13 protein-coding genes are annotated in these 17,868 nt (G+C 72.3%); 7 read left to right on the top strand and 6 right to left on the bottom strand.

Translation table 11 applies throughout. The features are described 5' to 3' along the window. The first annotated feature begins 30 nt into the window (after positions 1 to 30). A complete protein-coding gene (gene arfB / locus AB852_RS03515) occupies positions 31 to 468 on the top strand; it encodes an alternative ribosome rescue aminoacyl-tRNA hydrolase ArfB (RefSeq protein WP_073783442.1) in 438 nt (145 codons plus the stop codon). Positions 469 to 702: 234 nt separating this feature from the next. Here arfB and AB852_RS03520 read toward each other — a convergent pair whose 3' ends face one another. After that, positions 703 to 1,278 carry a flavin reductase family protein gene (locus AB852_RS03520; RefSeq protein ID WP_073783444.1) on the bottom strand — a complete coding sequence of 192 codons (576 nt, stop codon included), beginning with the start codon at positions 1,276 to 1,278 and terminating at the stop codon, positions 703 to 705. A 510-nt stretch (positions 1,279 to 1,788) separates the two neighbouring features. On the opposite strand from AB852_RS03520, the gene cdgB reads away from it, so the two are divergent. The 3 genes from cdgB (at position 1,789) to AB852_RS03535 (ending at position 8,307) form a co-directional block, all read left to right on the top strand. Beyond that, positions 1,789 to 3,480 (top strand): diguanylate cyclase CdgB, encoded by a 1,692-nt coding sequence (gene cdgB, locus AB852_RS03525; protein WP_073783446.1) that lies wholly within the window; start codon positions 1,789 to 1,791, stop codon positions 3,478 to 3,480. A 1,341-nt stretch (positions 3,481 to 4,821) separates the two neighbouring features. Next, positions 4,822 to 5,823, top strand: a complete 1,002-nt coding sequence (locus AB852_RS03530) for a carbohydrate-binding protein (RefSeq protein ID WP_073783448.1) — start codon at positions 4,822 to 4,824, stop codon at positions 5,821 to 5,823. Positions 5,824 to 6,486: 663 nt separating this feature from the next. Further along, complete coding sequence (locus AB852_RS03535; protein ID WP_073783450.1) at positions 6,487 to 8,307, top strand: LCP family protein; 1,821 nt, start codon at positions 6,487 to 6,489, stop codon at positions 8,305 to 8,307. Positions 8,308 to 8,442: 135 nt separating this feature from the next. On the opposite strand, the gene AB852_RS03540 is transcribed toward AB852_RS03535, so the two are convergent. The 4 genes from AB852_RS03540 to AB852_RS03555 all read right to left on the bottom strand — a co-directional run bounded on the left by AB852_RS03540 (position 8,443) and on the right by AB852_RS03555 (position 12,337). Beyond that, positions 8,443 to 8,871 (bottom strand): hypothetical protein, encoded by a 429-nt coding sequence (locus AB852_RS03540; RefSeq protein ID WP_143201169.1) that lies wholly within the window; start codon positions 8,869 to 8,871, stop codon positions 8,443 to 8,445. Between the two features lie 191 nt (positions 8,872 to 9,062). Next, positions 9,063 to 10,001 carry a 1-phosphofructokinase family hexose kinase gene (locus AB852_RS03545; protein WP_073783454.1) on the bottom strand — a complete coding sequence of 313 codons (939 nt, stop codon included), beginning with the start codon at positions 9,999 to 10,001 and terminating at the stop codon, positions 9,063 to 9,065. 138 nt (positions 10,002 to 10,139) lie between these two features. Next, positions 10,140 to 11,285 carry an N-acetylglucosamine-6-phosphate deacetylase gene (gene nagA / locus AB852_RS03550; protein ID WP_073783456.1) on the bottom strand — a complete coding sequence of 382 codons (1,146 nt, stop codon included), beginning with the start codon at positions 11,283 to 11,285 and terminating at the stop codon, positions 10,140 to 10,142. Next, positions 11,285 to 12,337 carry an ROK family protein gene (locus AB852_RS03555; RefSeq protein ID WP_342748454.1) on the bottom strand — a complete coding sequence of 351 codons (1,053 nt, stop codon included), beginning with the start codon at positions 12,335 to 12,337 and terminating at the stop codon, positions 11,285 to 11,287. The genes nagA and AB852_RS03555 overlap by 1 nt, the downstream gene beginning before the upstream one ends. 193 nt (positions 12,338 to 12,530) lie before the next feature. On the opposite strand from AB852_RS03555, the gene AB852_RS03560 reads away from it, so the two are divergent. The 3 genes from AB852_RS03560 to otsB all read left to right on the top strand — a co-directional run bounded on the left by AB852_RS03560 (position 12,531) and on the right by otsB (position 15,791). After that, on the top strand, positions 12,531 to 13,799 hold the full coding sequence (locus tag AB852_RS03560) for an extracellular solute-binding protein (protein ID WP_399503392.1): 1,269 nt from the start codon (positions 12,531 to 12,533) through the stop codon (positions 13,797 to 13,799). Positions 13,800 to 14,300: 501 nt separating this feature from the next. After that, positions 14,301 to 14,537 (top strand): DUF3263 domain-containing protein, encoded by a 237-nt coding sequence (locus AB852_RS03565; RefSeq protein ID WP_073785341.1) that lies wholly within the window; start codon positions 14,301 to 14,303, stop codon positions 14,535 to 14,537. A 402-nt stretch (positions 14,538 to 14,939) separates the two neighbouring features. Further along, positions 14,940 to 15,791, top strand: coding sequence for a trehalose-phosphatase (otsB, locus tag AB852_RS03570; protein WP_073783460.1), 852 nt, complete (start codon positions 14,940 to 14,942; stop codon positions 15,789 to 15,791). 61 nt (positions 15,792 to 15,852) lie between these two features. On the opposite strand, the gene AB852_RS03575 is transcribed toward otsB, so the two are convergent. Then, positions 15,853 to 17,292, bottom strand: a complete 1,440-nt coding sequence (locus tag AB852_RS03575) for an alpha,alpha-trehalose-phosphate synthase (UDP-forming) (protein WP_073783462.1) — start codon at positions 17,290 to 17,292, stop codon at positions 15,853 to 15,855. Positions 17,293 to 17,868: the final 576 nt, after the last annotated feature.

Below are 17,868 nucleotides of genomic sequence, written 5' to 3' on the forward strand. Positions count from 1 at the left end.
GCGTGACGGGAGGCCGTCCGGGGCGCGACCATGGACGGCATGTCCGGTCCTCACGTCATCCGCGGTTCGGTCCTCCTCCCGGAGGCCGAGCTGATGTGGCGTTTCTCCAAGTCGTCCGGGCCCGGCGGCCAGCACGTCAACACCACCGACTCCCAGGTCGAGCTCCGCTTCGACCTCGCGGGCACGGACGCGCTGCCCCAGGTCTGGAAGGACCGGGCCCTCGCCCGCCTCGCCGACCGCCTGGTCGACGGGATCGTCACCGTACGGTCCTCCGACCACCGCTCGCAGTGGCGCAACCGCGAGACCGCCGCCGTCCGTCTCACCGCGCTCCTCGCCGAGGCGACGGCCCCGCCCCCCAAAGCCCGCAAACCGACCCGCATCCCGCGCGGGATCAACGAACGGCGGCTGCGGGAGAAGAAGGCGCGCGCGGAGACGAAGAAGGGGCGTTCGGGACGCGGCTGGTCGTGAGGGACCCGTTGGTCGGCTCCGATGGCCGTTCGGCGGCCGGATCGGGGGCGGCGGGCCGTGCGCGGCGGATCGTTCGCGGCCCGGGACCGGAATCGTCTGCCCGGGGTCGCCGGGGCCGCCACGACCTCCGCGGCATCGGAGCCTCCACGGCGTCGGAACCACCGCTCCGCCGGGACCCGCGTCGGCGGGAACCCGCCATCTTGCGGGCGCGACGACGGGCCCGCCACGCCCCGCCTACCCCAGCTGCCGGTACCGCCCGCGGAAGTACATGAGGGGGCCGCCGTCCGGGCTGGGCAGGCTCGCGGTCAGGACGCGGCCGATGACAAGGGTGTGGTCGCCCGCCGCCACCCGCTGCTCCGTCTCGCACTCCAGGTTCGCGAGCGCGCCCCCCACCAGGGGGGAGCCCGAGACCTCGCCCCGGGTGTACGGGATGTCCTCGAAGAGGAGGCGGTCGCTGATGCGTCCCTTCATCGCGAAGCGGCCCGCGATGTGCCGCTGACTCTCCGTGAGAACGGAAACAGCCCAGTGCGGCTGTTCCAGGAGCAGGTCGTCCATCCGGGAGCCCTCCCGCAGGCTGACCAGCACGAGTGGCGGATCGAGGGACACCGACAGGAACGCCGTGGCGGTCATGCCGACGTCCTCGCCGCGGGGTCCGTCGGACGACAGGGGCGGTTCGTGCGCGGTCACCAGCACCACGCCCGCGGCCAGCCGGGACATCGCGGCGCGGAACTCGTCGTTGGTCACCCCCTCAGCATGCCCGGCCGATGGGCGGGCGGAGGGGACGGCGGCGTGGGCGGAGGTGTTCAGCACGAGATCACGCTAACCGGACGTTCCGGTTCATCACATCGGGCCCCAGGGCGGACGATGGACCTAGGACCACGGGACCGGTTTGCCGTACACGGAGGCCCGTCGCGGAGTACCTTCGGCGTACCTCGCGGAGGGAAATGGATGTGTATACCCAACACCGTATGTATCCAAAACCCTTTTCCATGATTTACCGGAGCACGCGCTTCTGGTGTGAACGCGCCCCCCGTGCGCTGCTGTACCGACCTCCGCAGCCCCGGAAACACTCGTCAAACAGGACCAGGGCGGTCAGTGGATTTGCCGTCCGCAAACGGCGGAGCGGCCGGTCTATGCGCGTCAACTGGCATATTCACCCACTGTGACATGAGTCACAGGGTCCATTATTTGTTGACCCTGTGTACCGGGTGCACAGCTCGCTGTGATTCAGTGGCAGGGACGCCGCACCCGGGTGCACCCAGCCGCACCCGGCCGCAGAGAGACCTTGGAGTTGCTGTAGACGTCTCGGGGAGGGCGAGCATGGAGACGGAATCGGAGCCGTACGTCCGCCTTGCGACCCTGCGGCAGCTGCATCAGGTGATGGCCGACATGAACACGGCGCGCAGCCTCGCGGACACCGTGCAGACGGTCGCGAACGGTGTCGTCAGCGGCCTCGGGTACGAGCTGGCCGCGGTGAACCTGGTACGCCCCGACGGCGACCTCGTCGTCGCCGCCTTCGCCGGGAACGCGTCCGCCGAAGCCCTCATCACCGGCCGGGTCGGCCCGCGCGCCGCCTGGGACCGGCGGCTCGGCATGGGGGAGCGCTGGGGCAGCCTGATCTTCATCCCGCACTCCGAGGGCTGGGTCCTCGACGAGGACGACGTCCCGCAGTGGTACACCGACGGACCGGAGCCCCGGTTCGAGGACGAGTGGCACCCCTCCGACCGCCTCTTCGCCCCCCTCTGGGCCAACGGCGCACTGCCCGGGGAGCTGATCGGCGTCCTCTCCGTGGACCGTCCGCGCAACGGCCGGCTGCCCGGCGCGTGGGGCCGCGAAGCCCTCCAGATGTACGCGTTCCAGGCCGCCATTGCCATAAGCAACGCACGTCTGCGAGCAAACATGCAGCGCGCACTCGTCCGCCTCGAACGCGAGCAGCAGGCACTGCGGGCCAGCGAGGAGTCCTTCCGGCAGGCGTTCGAGTACGCGCCCAGCGGAATGGCGATAGCGGAGATGGGCGGCGACCAGCGCGGCCGGCTGCTGCGCACCAACGACGCGCTGTGCCGCCTCCTCGGCCGCCCCGCCTCCGCCATGCGGCGCTACTCCTTCTCCGACCTGGTCCACCCCGAGGACATCGGCACCCTGCTGCGCACCTCCGCCGAGGGCGGGCGCGCGGAGCTGCGGCTCGCGCGCCGGGACAACACCTACGTATGGGTGTCGCTGCGCAACTCCGTCGTCGCGGACGCCGCCGACGGGCCCCGCTTCCTGCTGACGCACGTCGAGGACATAGAGGAGCGCAAACGGCGCGAGCTCCAGCTCGCCCACCGGGCCAGCCACGATGCCCTGACCGGACTCCCGAACTCCGCGGAGCTGCGGTCCCGGCTCTCCGCGCGGCTGTGCCGGCGGCCCGCGTCGACCGCCGACGGGCGGGAGGCGGCGGGGGAGTCCCCGGACGCCGCGTACGGGGGGCCCGGGATGCACGGCTTCGACCAGGAGGAGGCGCTGGCCGAGCGGGCCGCGCGGGCGGTGGAGCGCTTCGACACCCCGGCCGGTCAGCCGGTCGTCGGGTACGACCATGTGCACGTCGTCGCCCCCGAGGGCGAGCACGACGACGGGACGAAGGGGCTCGCCGTCCTCTTCTGCGACCTCGACGGCTTCAAGTCGATCAACGACCGGTTCGGGCACCACACGGGGGACGCGGTCCTCATCGAGGTCGCGCGGCGGCTCACCAGTGGGGTGCGGGACGGCGACACGGTGGCCCGGCTGGGCGGCGACGAGTTCGTGGTGCTGGCCGACGGGCTCGGCAGCGCGGACGCGCAGGATCTCGCGGTGCGGCTGCGGAACGCGATCGTTCCGCCCATCCGGGTGGACGGGCGGGCCGTGCGGGTGGGGGCGAGTTTCGGGATCGGGTGGGCGCGGTGCGGGATGACCGCGGAAGAGGTGCTGAAGTCCGCGGATCAGTTGATGTACGCGGAGAAGCGGAGTCGGGCGAAGCAGCAGCGTCGCGCGGGGTAGTCCTGGTCCTCCCTCCCGTCGGCCCCGCAGTTCCTCGCCCCGGCGGTTCCACACCTGGACGTACTCGTCCCCGTGCGGGTCGCCTTCGCTCGCGCCCCTGGGGTTCCCCACCTGGCCGTACCTGTTCCTGTGCGGGTACGTCCGTGGGTGCGCAGTTCCTCGCGCCCCTGGGTTTGCTGTGCTGGGCGTACTTGTCCCTGTGCCGTCGCTCGTGGGGTGCGCAGTTCCCCGCGCCCCTGGATGCTGCCCCATTGCGGCTGCTCTTCGGGTCCGGGTCCGCCCTCGTCTTTTGCGCAGTTCCCCGCGCCCCTTTGGTCGCGCCTCTTGCGGTTCCCGCTCGGCTGCGGATGGCCCTTGGTTGCTCGCGCAGTTCCTCGCGCCCCTGGGTTTGCTGTGCTGGGCCTGCTTGTTCCCGTGCGGGTCGGACGGGGGTGCGCAGTTCCCCGCGCCCCTTTGGGGCGCCCCCTGAGGTCGTCCTTCGGGTGCGGAACCCCCCTCCTCGTGCAGTCGCATGGCTGCGGGAGGGGGTGGGCGGGAATCTCTGCTCGCAGACTCCGATGCTCTTCAGTCGAGTCACTGGACGTGTTACCGAGCGTGTCGGATCGAGGACGGAGAATCCCGACCGGCACCGACCCGAAGAACAAGCAGATGGCGCCCCAAAGGGGCGCGGGGAACTGCGCGAAGACGAGAACCGGCCCGCACCCGAAGAGCGACGCACAGGGGCAGCATCCAGGGGCGCGAGGAACTGCGCACCCACGAACGACCTGTGCGGGAACAAGTGCGTTCAGCCGGACGGACCTGGGAAGCGCAAGCGAAGGCGGCCCGCGGGGAACTGCGCACCCACCGAGCGACGGCGCAGGAACGGAGTGCGTCCCGCCGGACGGACCTGGGAAGCGCAAGCGAAGGCGACCTGCGGGGAACTGCGCACCCCACGGGCGACGGCGCAGGAACGGAGTGCGTCCCGCCGGACGGACCTGGGAGGCGCAAGCGAAGGCGGCCCGCGGGGAACTGCGCACCCCACGGGCGACGGCGCAGAAACGGAGTGCGTCCCGCCGGACGGACCTGGGAGGCGCAAGCGAAGGCGGCCCGCGGGGAACTGCGCACCCCACGAGCGACGGCACGGGAACGGAGTGCGTCCCGCCGGACGGACCTCGGAAGCGCAAGCGAAGGCGGCCCGCGGGGAACTGCGCACCCACCGAGCGACGGCACGGGAACGGAGTGCGTCCCGCCGGACGGACCTCGGACGCGGGAGCGAGCTGCGGCTGTCACCCAATGGGATGACCCAGAACGGGTAGGCTCGCCCGCATCACGCACCAGGACCTGCTGAGGAGTGACCCAGGTATGACGGCCGGCAACAACGGCGCGAGCACGCCGGAGGACGACGACCCGTTCGGCTATCTGTACGCCGACGGCCAGGCGTCCGGGGCCACCCCGCCCAGTGGTGGCGGCGGCTACGGCTACCCGGGCCCCCGCTCGTACAACCAGGTCCGCCCGGTGGGCGAGCGCAAGTACGGCGGCCCCCAGCAGCAGGCCCCCGCCCAGCAGCCCACCGCCGCGTACGGCCAGGTGCCCCCGCAGCAGCAGTACGGGGCGCCGCAGGGCCCCGGCCAGTACGGCGCCCCCCAGGCCCCGGGCCAGTACGGCGGCGGCCCCCAGGGCCCCGGCCGTGCCGCCCCGGCCCCCCAGGGCGGCCAGGGACGCGGTCGCGGCCCCAACACCAAGGGCCTGCTGATCGGCGCCGTCGCGGTCGTCGCCGCCGTGGTCGTCGGGATCACCGTCGTCATGATGAACGGCGACGACGCCGACAAGGGCAACGACGACAAGGCGGTCACCACCCCCTCCGCCACGGCCGAGCAGTCCGGGCCGAAGGAGGAGGACAAGAAGCCGGAGGAGGACGACGAGAAGCCGGCCGAGCTGCCGAGCCTCGACGCCAAGGCCCTCAAGCTGGAGGGCGGCACCAGCACCGCGTCCGACGTGGAGGGCTCCAAGGCCGCGGGCGGCGTCTACGTGACCGGCTTCAATCAGGTCGGCGCGTCCGTCACCTGGACGATCAACGATCTCCCCGACAAGGGCCAGTACACGGTCTACGTCGGCTACGGCGTACCCGGCAAGGACGCCGACGCCACCCTCACGATCAACGGCACCGCCCACACCCGTCCGTTCAACCTGAAGAACTACGCGGGCGCCCCGGAGGGCGATCTGGAGAAGGGCTGGACCGAGTCGTACGGCTACGTCGATCTGAACGAGGGCACCAACACGATCAAGCTGTCCTGCGAGACCGGCAACAGCTGTGACGCCAACATCGACCGCGTCTGGCTGGTCAAGGGCTGGAAGAAGCAGTAGTCCCGCCAGGTCCGGGCCCGGCCCGCCTCCGGCCCCCCGGACCTGCCCCAGCCCCTCAGCCCACCCCGGACCTGCCCCGGCCCCCAGCCCGCCCCCAGCCCTGCCCAGGGCCCCGGGACGTGCCCCGCGAGCCCCGGGCCGCCCGGCCGCCCCGGCCCCGGGACGTGCCCCGCGAGCCCCGGGCCGCCCGGCCGCCCCGGCCCCGGTACGTACCCCTCGCAGCCGCCAGGGCCGCCCGCCCCGCCCGCCCGGGGCCGCCCCCCGCCCGGGGTCGCCGCCCGCCCGGGGTCACCCGCCGCACGGAATCCCGCCACCCGGAATCCCGCCGCCCGGAATCCGCCCGCCCCCCCGGAACCGTTCCGACCCGTCGGTACGTCAATCACCCACGTACGAACGGGCTTTGGGTCGCCGAGGTGTCGGTGTCACCCCCGGTAAGGGGTAAGGCGCTGGCCAAGAATTCACCTCCGGCCGGGGAAATCGGCGGTGATGCCCGCATATAAGGGCCGTGCGACGGATCACGGCCGTGGCTCCCCGTGGGCCGGGCGGATAATCTGACGCGATCCGGTGTTCCCAGCCAGCAGGTCAGACCTTTTCGGATCGACAACCGGGCGCTTTCGCGAGGACAAGGCGCCTCGGGCGGCACCAACGGAGGACTCAGCAACCGTGGACGCGCAAAGCCGCGGGCGGTCGGACGACATCGACCCCGCAGACCAGTGGGTGCGGAACCCGCAGACCGGTGAGTACGAGCTGCGGCTGAACCGGAAGCCACGGCAGCCGGCCGGTGCCCGGCCGCAGGACGCCTCCGCCCGCCCGGCCGCCCCCGGCCCCCGCTCCGACCCGGCCGAGGCCGAGCGGGGGGCCAAGGCCCCCGCCGGGGACCGCCAGGTCCCGGGCCAGCGTGGCCGCCGCGCCGCGGAGCCCCGGGGCGAGAGCCGTACCGCGCAGCCCCGGGCCGGGGGACGTGCCGCGCGGTCCCGGGGCGAGAGCCGGGCCGCCGAGGCCGCCGGGCCGGGCCGCCGCAAGCGCAAGAAGGCCGGGGGGAAGAAGAAGGCCCTGCTCTGGACGGGCGGGACGATGGGGTTCGTGCTCGTGGCCGCCGGGGTGGGCGCGTACCTCGTGTACGACCGGCTCAACGGCAACATCGACTCGATCGACATCGGTGACGCGGCCAAAGGCGGCTCGCTGAAGGACGGACCGATCAACGTCCTGCTCCTCGGCACCGACCGGCGGACCGGCAAGGGCAACGAGAGCTACGGCGACCGCGCCAACTCCACCGGCCACGCGGACACCACCCTGCTGCTGCATGTCTCCGAGGACCGCACCAACGCGACCGTGCTGAGCATCCCCCGGGATCTGAGGGTCGACATCCCCGACTGCCCCACCAAACAGCCGGACGGGTCGGAGAAGGTGATACCGGGGAAGCTCGACACCCGGTTCAACGAGAGCCTGGGCGTCGCGGGCCGGGACCCGGGGTGCACGATCCGCACGGTCGAGGCGATGAGCGGGATACCCGCCAACCACTTCATGATGGCCGACTTCAACGCCGTCAAGGATCTGACCACGGCGATGGACGGCGTCGAGGTCTGCCTGGACAAGCCCATCAAGGACAAGGACTCCAAGCTCGACCTGGGCCGGGGCGAGCACACCGTGCAGGGCGAGCAGGCCCTCGCGTTCGTCCGCAACCGGCACGGGCTCGGCAACGAGAGCGACCTGGACCGGATCAAGATGCAGCAGCAGTTCGTCGCCTCGATGATCCGCAAGATGAAGACGGAGGTCCTCGGCAGCCCGACCAGGATGTTCGACCTGGCCGACGCCGCGACCAAGGCCCTCACCGTCGACCAGCGCATCGGGGACATCCCGAAGCTGACCGAGCTGGCCAAGGAGCTCGGCAAGGTCGACATCAAGAACATGACGTTCACGACGGTCCCGGTGAAGGACAACCCGGCCGAACGGGTCGCGGCGACCGTGGTGCTGGACGAGACCAAGGCGCCCCAGGTCTTCAGCATGATCCAGAACGATGTGTCCTTCACCGAGGTGGAGAAGAAGGAGAAGAAGGACAAGGCGGCGGCCCGGAGCAAGCAGGCCAAGCTCCTGGTGGGCCCCCGGGCCGAGGCCGCCGATGTCCGGGTCGACGTCTACAACGGCAGCGGGGTCCAGGGGGCCGCGCAGAAGACCCTCGACTGGCTCCAGAACACCGAGGACGTCCTCAAGTCGTCGAACAAGAGCAACGCGCCGGAGAAGCTCGCGAAGACGGCGCTGGTCTACGGGCCGAACCAGGCCGACCAGGCCCGCAAGCTCGCGGATCTGATGGGGCTGCCCGCCACCGCGCTGAAGCCCACCGCCCAGGACGCCCCGGAGACGCGGCCCATGTCGCTCACCCTCGGCGCCGACTTCAAGGGCCCGGGCGTGCCGATCACCGGCCCCGGGAAGGCGCCGAAGGACATCCAGCGGGTCGAGGCCGACAAGAAGATCTGCGCCCAGTGACGCGAAAGGCGTCGGGCGACGCCCGGTGAGCGGACGGCGGTGACGGCCGGCCGGGCGCCCTGGGCCGGGGGCGGGCGGCCGTCACCGCGGGGCGGGTATCCGTACAGGTCACCGCGGGGTGGATACCCGTACGGTTCAGCAGACCGTGGAGGTGGAGCCGCCGGTGTTGTCGAGGAAACCGGTCGCGTGGGTGCAGTACGCGGTGGTGTTCGCGCCCGGACCCCAGAGTTCGGACCGTCTGGTGTTGTCGACCCGCGCTTCCCCGTAGTCGTTGCCGGAGTCGGAGTGGTTGACGATGTAGACGTACAGGTCCCAGTCGGTCCGCGTGCTGCGGAACTGCTGCCATACGTAGAGGTAGGCGTAGTTGCGGCCACAGCCGGCGTACTGCTTGACCGAGGCCGCGTTCATGCCGCCGACCGTGAGCACCCTGGTGCTGCCGATCTGGGAGACGGAACCGCAGCCGGACGGGGTACTGGCCGCCGCCGAAGGGGCGTTGACCAGCGAGAGGCCGGTGAGCGCCGCGAGGGCGCACACGATGGAGCCTGTTCGCGCGATGAGTCGCATCCGTTGACCCCCAAGTGAATTGCGGGCAGGCGGAGGTGACGTTAATGGAATGGTCATACCGCCGCAATCGCCTTTGGCACGGGGGCGCCCTGAGTGCGGAATGCGGTGTGTGAGGTGACTGGACCGGCTTCGGTACGCCTTGCCGGTACGGCATTTGGGGATGATGGGGACGCGTCAAACAGCGGGTGGACTCAGTCGGCCGGGCCCTCCGGGGTGACCTCGGCCAGTTCCAGGTACTCCGCGTAGACGCCCGCGTCGAACTCGCCCGCGACCGGCGCCCGTACGGTCGCCGCCGACAGGGCGACCGCGCGGGCCAGCCGGACGGGCCACGGTTCGCCGGACACCAGGCCCGACAGCAGCCCGGCGACCGCCGAGTCGCCCGCGCCGGTCGGGTTGCCGGACACCCGGGCGGGCGGGGCGGCCCGCCAGCGGCCCTCGGGGGTCACCGCGAGCAGTCCTTCGGGGCCGAGCGAGGCGACGACCGCGTGGGCGCCGCGGCGCCGGGTCTCCCGGACGGCCTGGGCGGGCTCATGGGAGCCCGTGAGTTCCGCCAGCTCGTCCGCGTTCGGCTTCACCATGTCGGGCCGGGCGGCGACGCCGCGGCGCAGCGGCTCCCCGCTGGTGTCGAGCAGCACCGGGACGGACGCGGCCCGCGCGGCTCTGACCAGCCGCGCGTACGCCCCGACCGGTACGCCCGGCGGCAGACTGCCGCACAGGGCCACCGCGGCGGCGGTCGGCAGCAGCGCGTCGTAGCGTTCCAGGAAGGTGTTCCACTCGGCCGGGGAGACCAGCGGGCCCGGTTCGTTGAGCTGGGTGGTGTCCCCGGTGGCCGCGTCGACCACGGCGATCGTCCGGCGGGTGGCCCCGGCGACCGGTACCAGCGCGTCCGTGAGCGGACCGGCCTCGTCAAGTCCGGCGAGCGCCGTGCGCAGCGCCCGGCCCGTACCGCCCCCGGCGAAGCCGGTGACGGTCACCGGGTGGCCGAGGGCCGCGAGGACCCGGGCCACGTTCAGCCCCTTGCCGCCCGGCCGTTCGATCACCTCGGTGATCCGGTGCGAGGAGTGCGGACGCAGGGACGGCACCCGGTAGGTGAGGTCGAGCGCCGTGTTGAGCGTGACCGTCAGGATCACCGTGAACCTCCCCCGGAAGGATTGCGTCCGCCGGGCCCCGAGGGGCTCCGGACCTGATCTTGTGCCGGGCCTGATCATGCCAAACGGAAGGCGGTCGGCACAGACCGCACTGCCGACCGCCGTCCCGCTGTCCGTAGGTCAGCCCAGCTCGGGCTCCACGATCCACTCGCCGCGGCGCATCACGCCCTTGAGGGCGAAGTCCGCGTCGAGGACGACCAGGTCGGCGTACTTGCCGGGCTCCAGCGAGCCCACCGAGCCGGCGAGCCCGAGCAGCCGTGCGGGGTTGGCGGAGATCGCCTGGACGGCGGCCTCCACGGACAGCCCGTCGACGGTCACCGCGCGCTGGAAGGCGCGGTCCAGGGTCAGGGTGGAACCGGCGATGGAGCCGCCCTCCACCAGTCTGGCGACCCCGTCCTTGACCTCGACCTCCAGCGGGCCGAGCCGGTAGCTGCCGTCCCCGAACCCGGCCGCGTCCATGGCGTCGGTGATGAACGCCACACGCTCCGGACCCGCGTGATGGAAGGCCAGCTGGAGCGAGGCGGGGTGCAGATGGGTGCCGTCGTTGATCAGCTCGACGGTGACCCGGGGGTCCTCCAGGAGCGCCGCGATCGGGCCGGGCGAGCGGTGGCCGAGCGGCGGCATCGCGTTGAACAGATGCGTCGCGACGGTCGCGCCCGCGTCGATCGCCTCGACGGTCTGCTCGTACGTGGCGTCGGTGTGCCCGATCGCGGCGATCACCCCGTGCTCCACCAGCAGCCGTACGGAGTCGATCCCGCCGGGCAGCTCGGTGGCGAGGGTGACCATCCGGGCCTGGCCGCGGGCCGCGTCGATCAGCTTGCGGACCTCCGCCGGGTCGGGGTGGCGCAGCAGGGCCTCCGAGTGCGCGCCCTTGCGGCACGGCTCGATGAACGGGCCCTCGAAGTGGACGCCCGCGATCTCCCCCTGCTCGGCCAGCTCGGAGAGCAGTCCGGCGCGGTGGGCGAGGGTGTCCATCTCGCCGGTGACGGTGGACGCGACCACGGTGGTCGTGCCGTGCTGCCGGTGGGTGCGCACGCCCCGGAGGATGTCGTCCACGCTGCCGTTGGTGAAGGAGGCGCCGCCGCCGCCGTGGTTGTGCATGTCCACGAAGCCGGGGACCAGCCAGTGGCCGGTCAGGTCGAGGGCGGGGGTGTCGGCGGTGAGGCCGCCGGTGATCCGCTCACCCTCCACGATGACGCGTCCGCCGTCGACGGTCCCGGTGGGCAGCACCACCCGGGCACCGGCGAGCACTTTGCTAGGGGCCATCAGGCGGGTACCTCCGAGGAGTCAGATGGTCCGGACCGACGTGGTCCGGAATCGGATGCCGTGCCTTTCGTGACCGCGGTGGTGCCCCCGGCGCCGGTGCACAGGTCCCAGGCGAGCAGACCCGCGCCGAGGCAGCCGGCGGTGTCGCCGAGTGCCGCCGGGACGATCTCCGGCATCTTCTGGAAGGTGACGCGCCGCTCGACGGCCGCCCGCAGCGGGGTGAAGAGGGTTTCCCCGGCCTCCGCGAGACCGCCGCCGATGATCAGCATCCGCGGGTCCAGCAGGGTGAGCGCGGTGACGAGCCCGTCCGAGAGCGCGTCCACCGCCTCCTGCCAGACCTTGACGGCACGCGGATCGCCGGACTCCACGGCCTTCGCGCAGTCCGCCGCGTCCGCCCTCGGGTCGCCCGAGGCCTCGGCCCAGGCGCGGCTCACCGCGCCGGCCGACGCCAGCCGCTCCAGACAGCCGCGCTGTCCGCAGCTGCATTCCGGGCCGCCGGGCCGGACCACGATGTGGCCGATCTCACCCGCGTAGCCGTGTGCGCCCGGCTCTATCCGGCCGTCGATGCCGATGGCCCCCGCGATGCCGGTGCCGAGCGGGATGAAGAGGAAGCGGTCGGCGCCCTGGCCTGCGCCGATCCGTCCCTCGGCGAGCCCGCCGGTCCGTACGTCGTGGCCCAGGGCCACCGGAACACCGTCGAGACGGCCGCTGAGGAGCTTCCTCATGGGCACGTCCCGCCAGCCGAGGTTGGACGAGTAAACCGCGATGCCCTCCTCGGCGTCGACGATGCCGGGCACGGCCACTCCCGCGGCGGAAGCGGGCACGCCGAAGTTCTCCACGCCGTACGCACGAAGCTCCGCGGCGAAGTCGAGGATGCCCTCGACGACCGCTTCGGTACCGTGTTCACGGCCCGTCGCTCTGCGCGCCGTGTGGAGCAGCGTTCCGTCCTTGGCTACCAGGGCGGCCTTCATCCCGGTCCCGCCCACATCGAGGGCGATGACGTGTTTCCCGGCCGGGGCTCCGGGGGGTGTCACCCGGGTCGTTGCAGTCACGGGGAACAGTGTCGCGTGTCGACCCGCGAGAGGTCTAGTCCAGTTGCGGTACGTACCTTTGGTCACGGGCCGTTGCCTAAGTGATACGTGGCCGGTGTCGACCTCTTGCGCGCCCGCACGGGACACTCGCGGCCTACCGATTGCAGGGCCGCCCCCGGGGACAGGGCGGTCCGCCGAGGGCGGGGACACAGGCGTGCAGCGTCGCATGACAGGTCTGATCGCGGCGGGCGCCGCGCTGGGGATGACAGTGGTTCTCGCCGGGTGCGGGAGCCCGGGGGGATCAGAGGTCACTAAATTGACGCTGGTCGCAGCAGACTACGGAACTTCGGCTGAAAACACCTCCCGGAAGTACTGGGACAAGGTCATCGACGCGTTCGAGGAGAAACACTCCGGCATCGATGTCGAGGTGACCGTCCTGTCGTGGAACGACGTGGACGCCGAGGTCAAGAAGATGGTCGACGCGGGCGACGCGCCCGACCTGGCCCAGATAGGCGCGTACGCGGACTACGCCGCCGCCGAGGAGCTCTACACGGTCGAGGACCTGCTCTCCATCCAGGTCCACGCGGACTTCCTGCCCACCCTCTCGGACGCCGGTGAGGTCGCCCGGGTCCAGTACGGGATGCCGTTCGCGTCCTCCACCCGGCTCCTCTTCTACAACAAGGACCTCTTCGAGCGGGCCGGGATCACCAAGGCCCCCCGGACCTGGGACGAACTCCAGGAGGCCGCGCGGCTCCTCAAGGACGAGGACGTCCTCTACCCCTACGCGCTGCCGCTGGGCCCCGAGGAGGCGCAGGGCGAGACGCTGATGTGGCTGCTGAGCGGTGGCGCGGGCTACACCGACGACATCGGCTCCTACCGCCTCGACTCCGAGGCCAACGTACGGACCTTCGACTGGCTCAAGGACGAACTGGTCGGCGAGGGGCTGACCGGTCCCGTCCCGCCCGCCGAACTGAACCGGGCGGACGCGTTCGCCGCGTTCACCGACGGCAAGGTCGGGATGCTCAACGGCCACCCCACGCTGATGCAGAAGGCCGCGCAGAAGGGCGTCGACTTCGGGATGGTCCCCATGCCCGGGATCAAGGGCGAGGCCGACGCCTCGATGGGGGTCGCCGACTGGATGATGGCGTTCCGCCAGAACGGCCACCAGGACGAGATCGGGGAGTTCCTCGACTTCGTCTACGCCAAGGAGAACGTCCTGGACTTCTCACGGCGCTACGACATGCTGCCCGTGACGGTCTCCGCGGCGGAGGAGATGGCGGGCAACGCGGACGACGCCGCACTGGTCACGTTCCTCGACGGGCTGCCGTCCGCCCAGCTGTACCCCGTCGGGAAGACCTCGTGGGCCCGGGTCAGCGCCGACATCAAACGACGGATCGGGACGGCGGTGACGGAGGGCGGGGACCCGGCGGTGGTCCTCAACGCACTTCAGCGGGGGGCCGCGCGAGCAGACCAACCGGAGTAGTCCCCCGGTACCCCTCACGCCCCCGGGTCCCCCCGGGTGGGCGCGCTTGTTCCCGCACAGGTCGTCCGCGGGTGCGCAGTTCCCCGCGGGTCGCCTTCGCTCGCGCCCCTGGGGTTCGTCCGGGCCGGCGGAGTTGTTCCTGTGCCGTCGCTCGTGGGGTGCGCGGTTCCCCGCGCCCCTGGGGTTGTCCGGGTGGACGGGCTTTTTCCTGTGCGGGTATGTCCGGGGGTGCGCAGTTCCTCGCGCCCCTGGGTTCGTCCGGGTGGGCGGAGTTGTTCCTGTGCCGTCGTTCGTGGGGTGCGCAGTTCCCCGCGCCCCTGGGTTCGTCCGGGTGGACGGGCTTTTCCCTGTGCGGTCGTTCGGTGGTGGCGCAGTTCCCCGCGCCCCTGGGGTTGTCCGGGCTGGTGGAGTTGCTCCTGTGCGGTCGCTCGTGGGGTGCGCGGTTCCTCGCGCCCCTGAGGTGGCGGCCTTGTCCGGTGCGGGTGGCGTACCGTGTTTTGGATGGTGGGTGATGAGGGGCTGGGTGAGCGGGAGGTCGGGGTCCTCGCGCTGGAGCGGATGAGCTGGGCGAGTCCCGGGGCCAAGGAGCGGGCCATCCGTGAGCGGTTGGACATGGCCCCCGTGCGCTACTACCAGCTGTTGAACGCGTTGCTGGACGACCCCCGGGCCCTGGCCCACGACCCCGTGACGGTCAACCGCCTGCGCCGGGTGAGAACCACCCGCCGCACAGACCGCTGACCGCAGCCGACCGACTACCGCAAGCGGCGCGACCCCAGGGGCGTGAGGAACCGCGCACCCCCGGACGTACCCGCACAGGAACAACTCCGCCAGCCCGGACAACCCCAGGGGCGCGGGGAACTGCGCACCCCCGGAGCGACGGCACAGGAAGAAGCCCGTCCACCCGGACAACCCCAGGGGCGCGGGGAACTGCGCACCCCACGAGCGACGGCGCAGGAACAAGCCCGTCCAGCCGGACGAACCCAGGGGCGCGAGCGAAGGCGACCCGCGGGGAACTGCGCACCCACCGGACGACCCGCACCGGAACAAGTGCGCCCGGCACGGGGAACCCCGGGGCGAGGGGAGGGCGACGGCTCGCCGGTCCTCTGTCTGCCGGCCCGGCTAGGGCTACGCTCGGGGACCATGGGCAGCCACCCGAACACCTTGCCGAGCCCCACCACCCCCGCCGGCCGCGAAGGCCTCCACCGTCTGCTCACCGCCCCGGACCACGCGGTGATCGCCCTGGACTTCGACGGCACCCTCGCCCCGATCGTCGCCGACCCCGACCGGGCCCGGGCCCACGAGGGCGCCGTCCCCGCGCTCAGATCCCTCGGCCCCCTCGTCCGCTCGGTCGCCGTCATCACCGGCCGCCCGGCCCCCGTCGCCGTCCGCAACGGCGGCTTCGCCGGGGTCCCGGGCCTGGAGCACCTCGTCGTCCTCGGCCACTACGGCGCCGAACGCTGGGACGCCCGTACCGGCACGCTCACCGCGCCCGACCCGCATCCCGGCGTCGCCGCGGTCCGCGCGGAACTCCCCGCCGTCCTCGACTCCGCCGGTGTCCGGCAGGGCGCGTGGATCGAGGAGAAGGGCCACGCGGTCGCGGTCCACACCCGCCGCGCCGACGACCCGCAGGCCGCGTTCGACGCGCTGCGCACCCCGCTCGCCGCGCTCGCGTCCCGGCACGGCCTGATCGTGGAACCGGGCCGGATGGTCCTGGAACTGCGCCCCCCGGGCATGGACAAGGGCGTCGCCCTCACCCGGTACCTCAAGGAGACGGACGCCGCGGCCGTCCTGTACGCGGGCGACGACCTGGGCGACATCCCCGCCTTCGCCGCGGTGGAGAAGCTGCGTTCCGGCGGCTTCCCCGGGCTGCTGGTGTGCAGCGGCAGCACCGAGGTGACGGAGCTGGCCGAGCGTTCCGACCTGGTCGTGGACGGCCCGGCGGGCGTCGTCGCGCTGCTGGCGTCCCTCGCGGCGGCCATCCGGACGCCCTGACCGCCACGGACCGGCGCCGACCACCCGGAGAACGGTTCCCGGTGGCCGGTCCGGTCCGTACTCAGTCGTCCAGGGCCCGCAGCTGGTCCAGGAACCACCGGTCCGGGGGGAGCGCGGTGGCCGCCGCCGCGAGATGCTTGGTCCGCTCGGCCCGTTCGGCGTCGGGGGTGGACAGGCCCCGGTGCAGGGCGTCGGCGGTGGCGGTCACGTCGTACGGATTGACCGTCAGCGAGTGCTCCCCCAGCTCCTCGAACGCGCCCGCCTCCCGGGACAGCACCAGGACGCAGCCCTGGTCGGAGACCACCGGGATCTCCTTCGCGACGAGGTTCATCCCGTCCCGGACCGGGTTCACGAGGGCGACGTCCGCGAGGCGGTACGCGGCCAGGGACCGGGCGAAGTCGTCCTTCACATGCAGCACGACCGGCGTCCAGCCCTCCGTCCCGTACGCGCCGTTGATCTCCCCGGCGACCCTCGACACCTCCTCGGTGTACTCGCGGTAGACCGCGAGGTCCTGCCGCGACGGGTACGCGAACGCGATGTGCACCACCCGGCCGCGCCACTCGGGGTACCGCTCCAGCAGGTCCCGGTAGGCCAGCAGCCCGCGCACGATGTTCTTCGACAGTTCCGTACGGTCCACACGGACGACCGTCCGCCGCGGGCCGCCGTCCGGCGCGGTGCCGATCTGCTCGCGCAGGGCGGTCATCCGCTCCTCGACGTCCGCGCGGTGCGAGCGCTCCCGCAGGAACCCGGCGTCCGCGCCGAGCCCGTGCACCCCGATCCGGGTGCCGCCGGTACCGCCCAGGATCTCCTCGCAGCACGCGGTGAAGGCGTCCGCCCAGCGGTGGGTGAGGAACGCGGCCCGGTCCGCGCCGAGGATGCCCTTCAGCAGTTGCTCCGCCACGTCGTCCGGCAGCAGCCGGAAGTAGTCCACCGGGGCCCACGGGGTGTGCGAGAAGTGGCCGATCCGCAGATCGGGGCGCAGCGCGCGGAGCAGTCCCGGGACCAGGGCCAGGTGGTAGTCCTGAACGAGGACGGCGGCGCCCTCGGCCGCCTCGTCCGCGAGGGCGCGGGCGAACGCGGCGTTGTACGACTCGTAGGCGGCCCAGCGGGTGCGGAACTCCGTGTCGAACACGGGCTCCAGCGGGGTCTGGTACAGCATGTGGTGGACGAACCACAGGACGGAGTTCGCGATGCCGTTGTAGGCGTCGGCGTACACCTCCGGCGGGATGTCGAGCATCCGGACCCGCTGGTCGCCGGTGTCCTCCTGGGGCAGGGCGCCGCCGGTGCGGCGGACCGCCTCGCGGTCGCCGTCGCCGAGGGCGGCGCAGACCCAGACCGCGTCCGTGTCCGGGCCGATCGCGGAGAGGCCCGAGACGAGGCCGCCGCCGCCTCTGCGAGCTTGCAGGGTGCCGTCCTTCTGTACGTCGTACGAGACCGGGCCGCGGTTCGACGCGACGAGGATCCTGGCGCCTTGCCCTTGCCCACCCTGAGAGAAACCCATACGGCGATACCTCGCCCACCCCCCTGCCCCCCAAACGTCCCATCGGCCCCCTGTCCGAGCACCCGGTGGATTTGCCCGCAGTTCGCCTTCGCTCGCGCTTCCGAGGTCCGTCCGGCGAGCGCACTCGTCCCCGCACAGGCCGTCCGTGGGTGCGCAGTTCCCCGCAGGCCGCCTTCGCTTGCGCCTCTGGGGTTCCCCACCTGGGCGTACCTGTTCCCGTGCGGGCCGTCCGTGGGTGCGCAGTTCCCCGCGCCCCTGGGTGCTGCCCCGGTTCGTTGTCCGTCGGGTGCGGGTCCGCCCTCGTCTTTTGCGCAGTTCCCCGCGCCCCTGAAGGGGCACCCCTCTCCTCGCGCAGTCGCGCTGCTGCGGGAGGGGGTGGGCGGGAATCTCTGCTCGCAGACTCCGATGCTCTTCAGTAGCTCCGCTGGACGTCGTACCGAGCGTGTCGGATCGAGGACGGAGAATCCCGACCGGCCCCGACCCGAAGAACAAGCCGGATGCGCCCCAAAGGGGCGCGGGGAACTGCGCGAAACCACCGAGCGACGGCACAGGAACAAGCGCGTCCCCCCGGACAGA

This window comes from Streptomyces uncialis (assembly GCF_001905345.1).
Taxonomy (GTDB): domain Bacteria; phylum Actinomycetota; class Actinomycetes; order Streptomycetales; family Streptomycetaceae; genus Streptomyces; species Streptomyces uncialis.

What these genes read in the sequence shown, in the direction of transcription:
- arfB (WP_073783442.1), top strand. Translation starts at nt 31, where the DNA reads ATGGACGGCATGTCCGGTCCTCACGTCATCCGCGGTTCGGTCCTCCTC.
- cdgB (WP_073783446.1), top strand. Translation starts at nt 1,789, where the DNA reads ATGGAGACGGAATCGGAGCCGTACGTCCGCCTTGCGACCCTGCGGCAG.
- AB852_RS03530 (WP_073783448.1), top strand. Translation starts at nt 4,822, where the DNA reads ATGACGGCCGGCAACAACGGCGCGAGCACGCCGGAGGACGACGACCCG.
- AB852_RS03540 (WP_143201169.1), bottom strand. Translation starts at nt 8,871, where the DNA reads ATGCGACTCATCGCGCGAACAGGCTCCATCGTGTGCGCCCTCGCGGCG.
- nagA (WP_073783456.1), bottom strand. Translation starts at nt 11,285, where the DNA reads ATGGCCCCTAGCAAAGTGCTCGCCGGTGCCCGGGTGGTGCTGCCCACC.
- AB852_RS03565 (WP_073785341.1), top strand. Translation starts at nt 14,301, where the DNA reads ATGGTGGGTGATGAGGGGCTGGGTGAGCGGGAGGTCGGGGTCCTCGCG.
- otsB (WP_073783460.1), top strand. Translation starts at nt 14,940, where the DNA reads ATGGGCAGCCACCCGAACACCTTGCCGAGCCCCACCACCCCCGCCGGC.
- AB852_RS03575 (WP_073783462.1), bottom strand. Translation starts at nt 17,292, where the DNA reads ATGGGTTTCTCTCAGGGTGGGCAAGGGCAAGGCGCCAGGATCCTCGTC.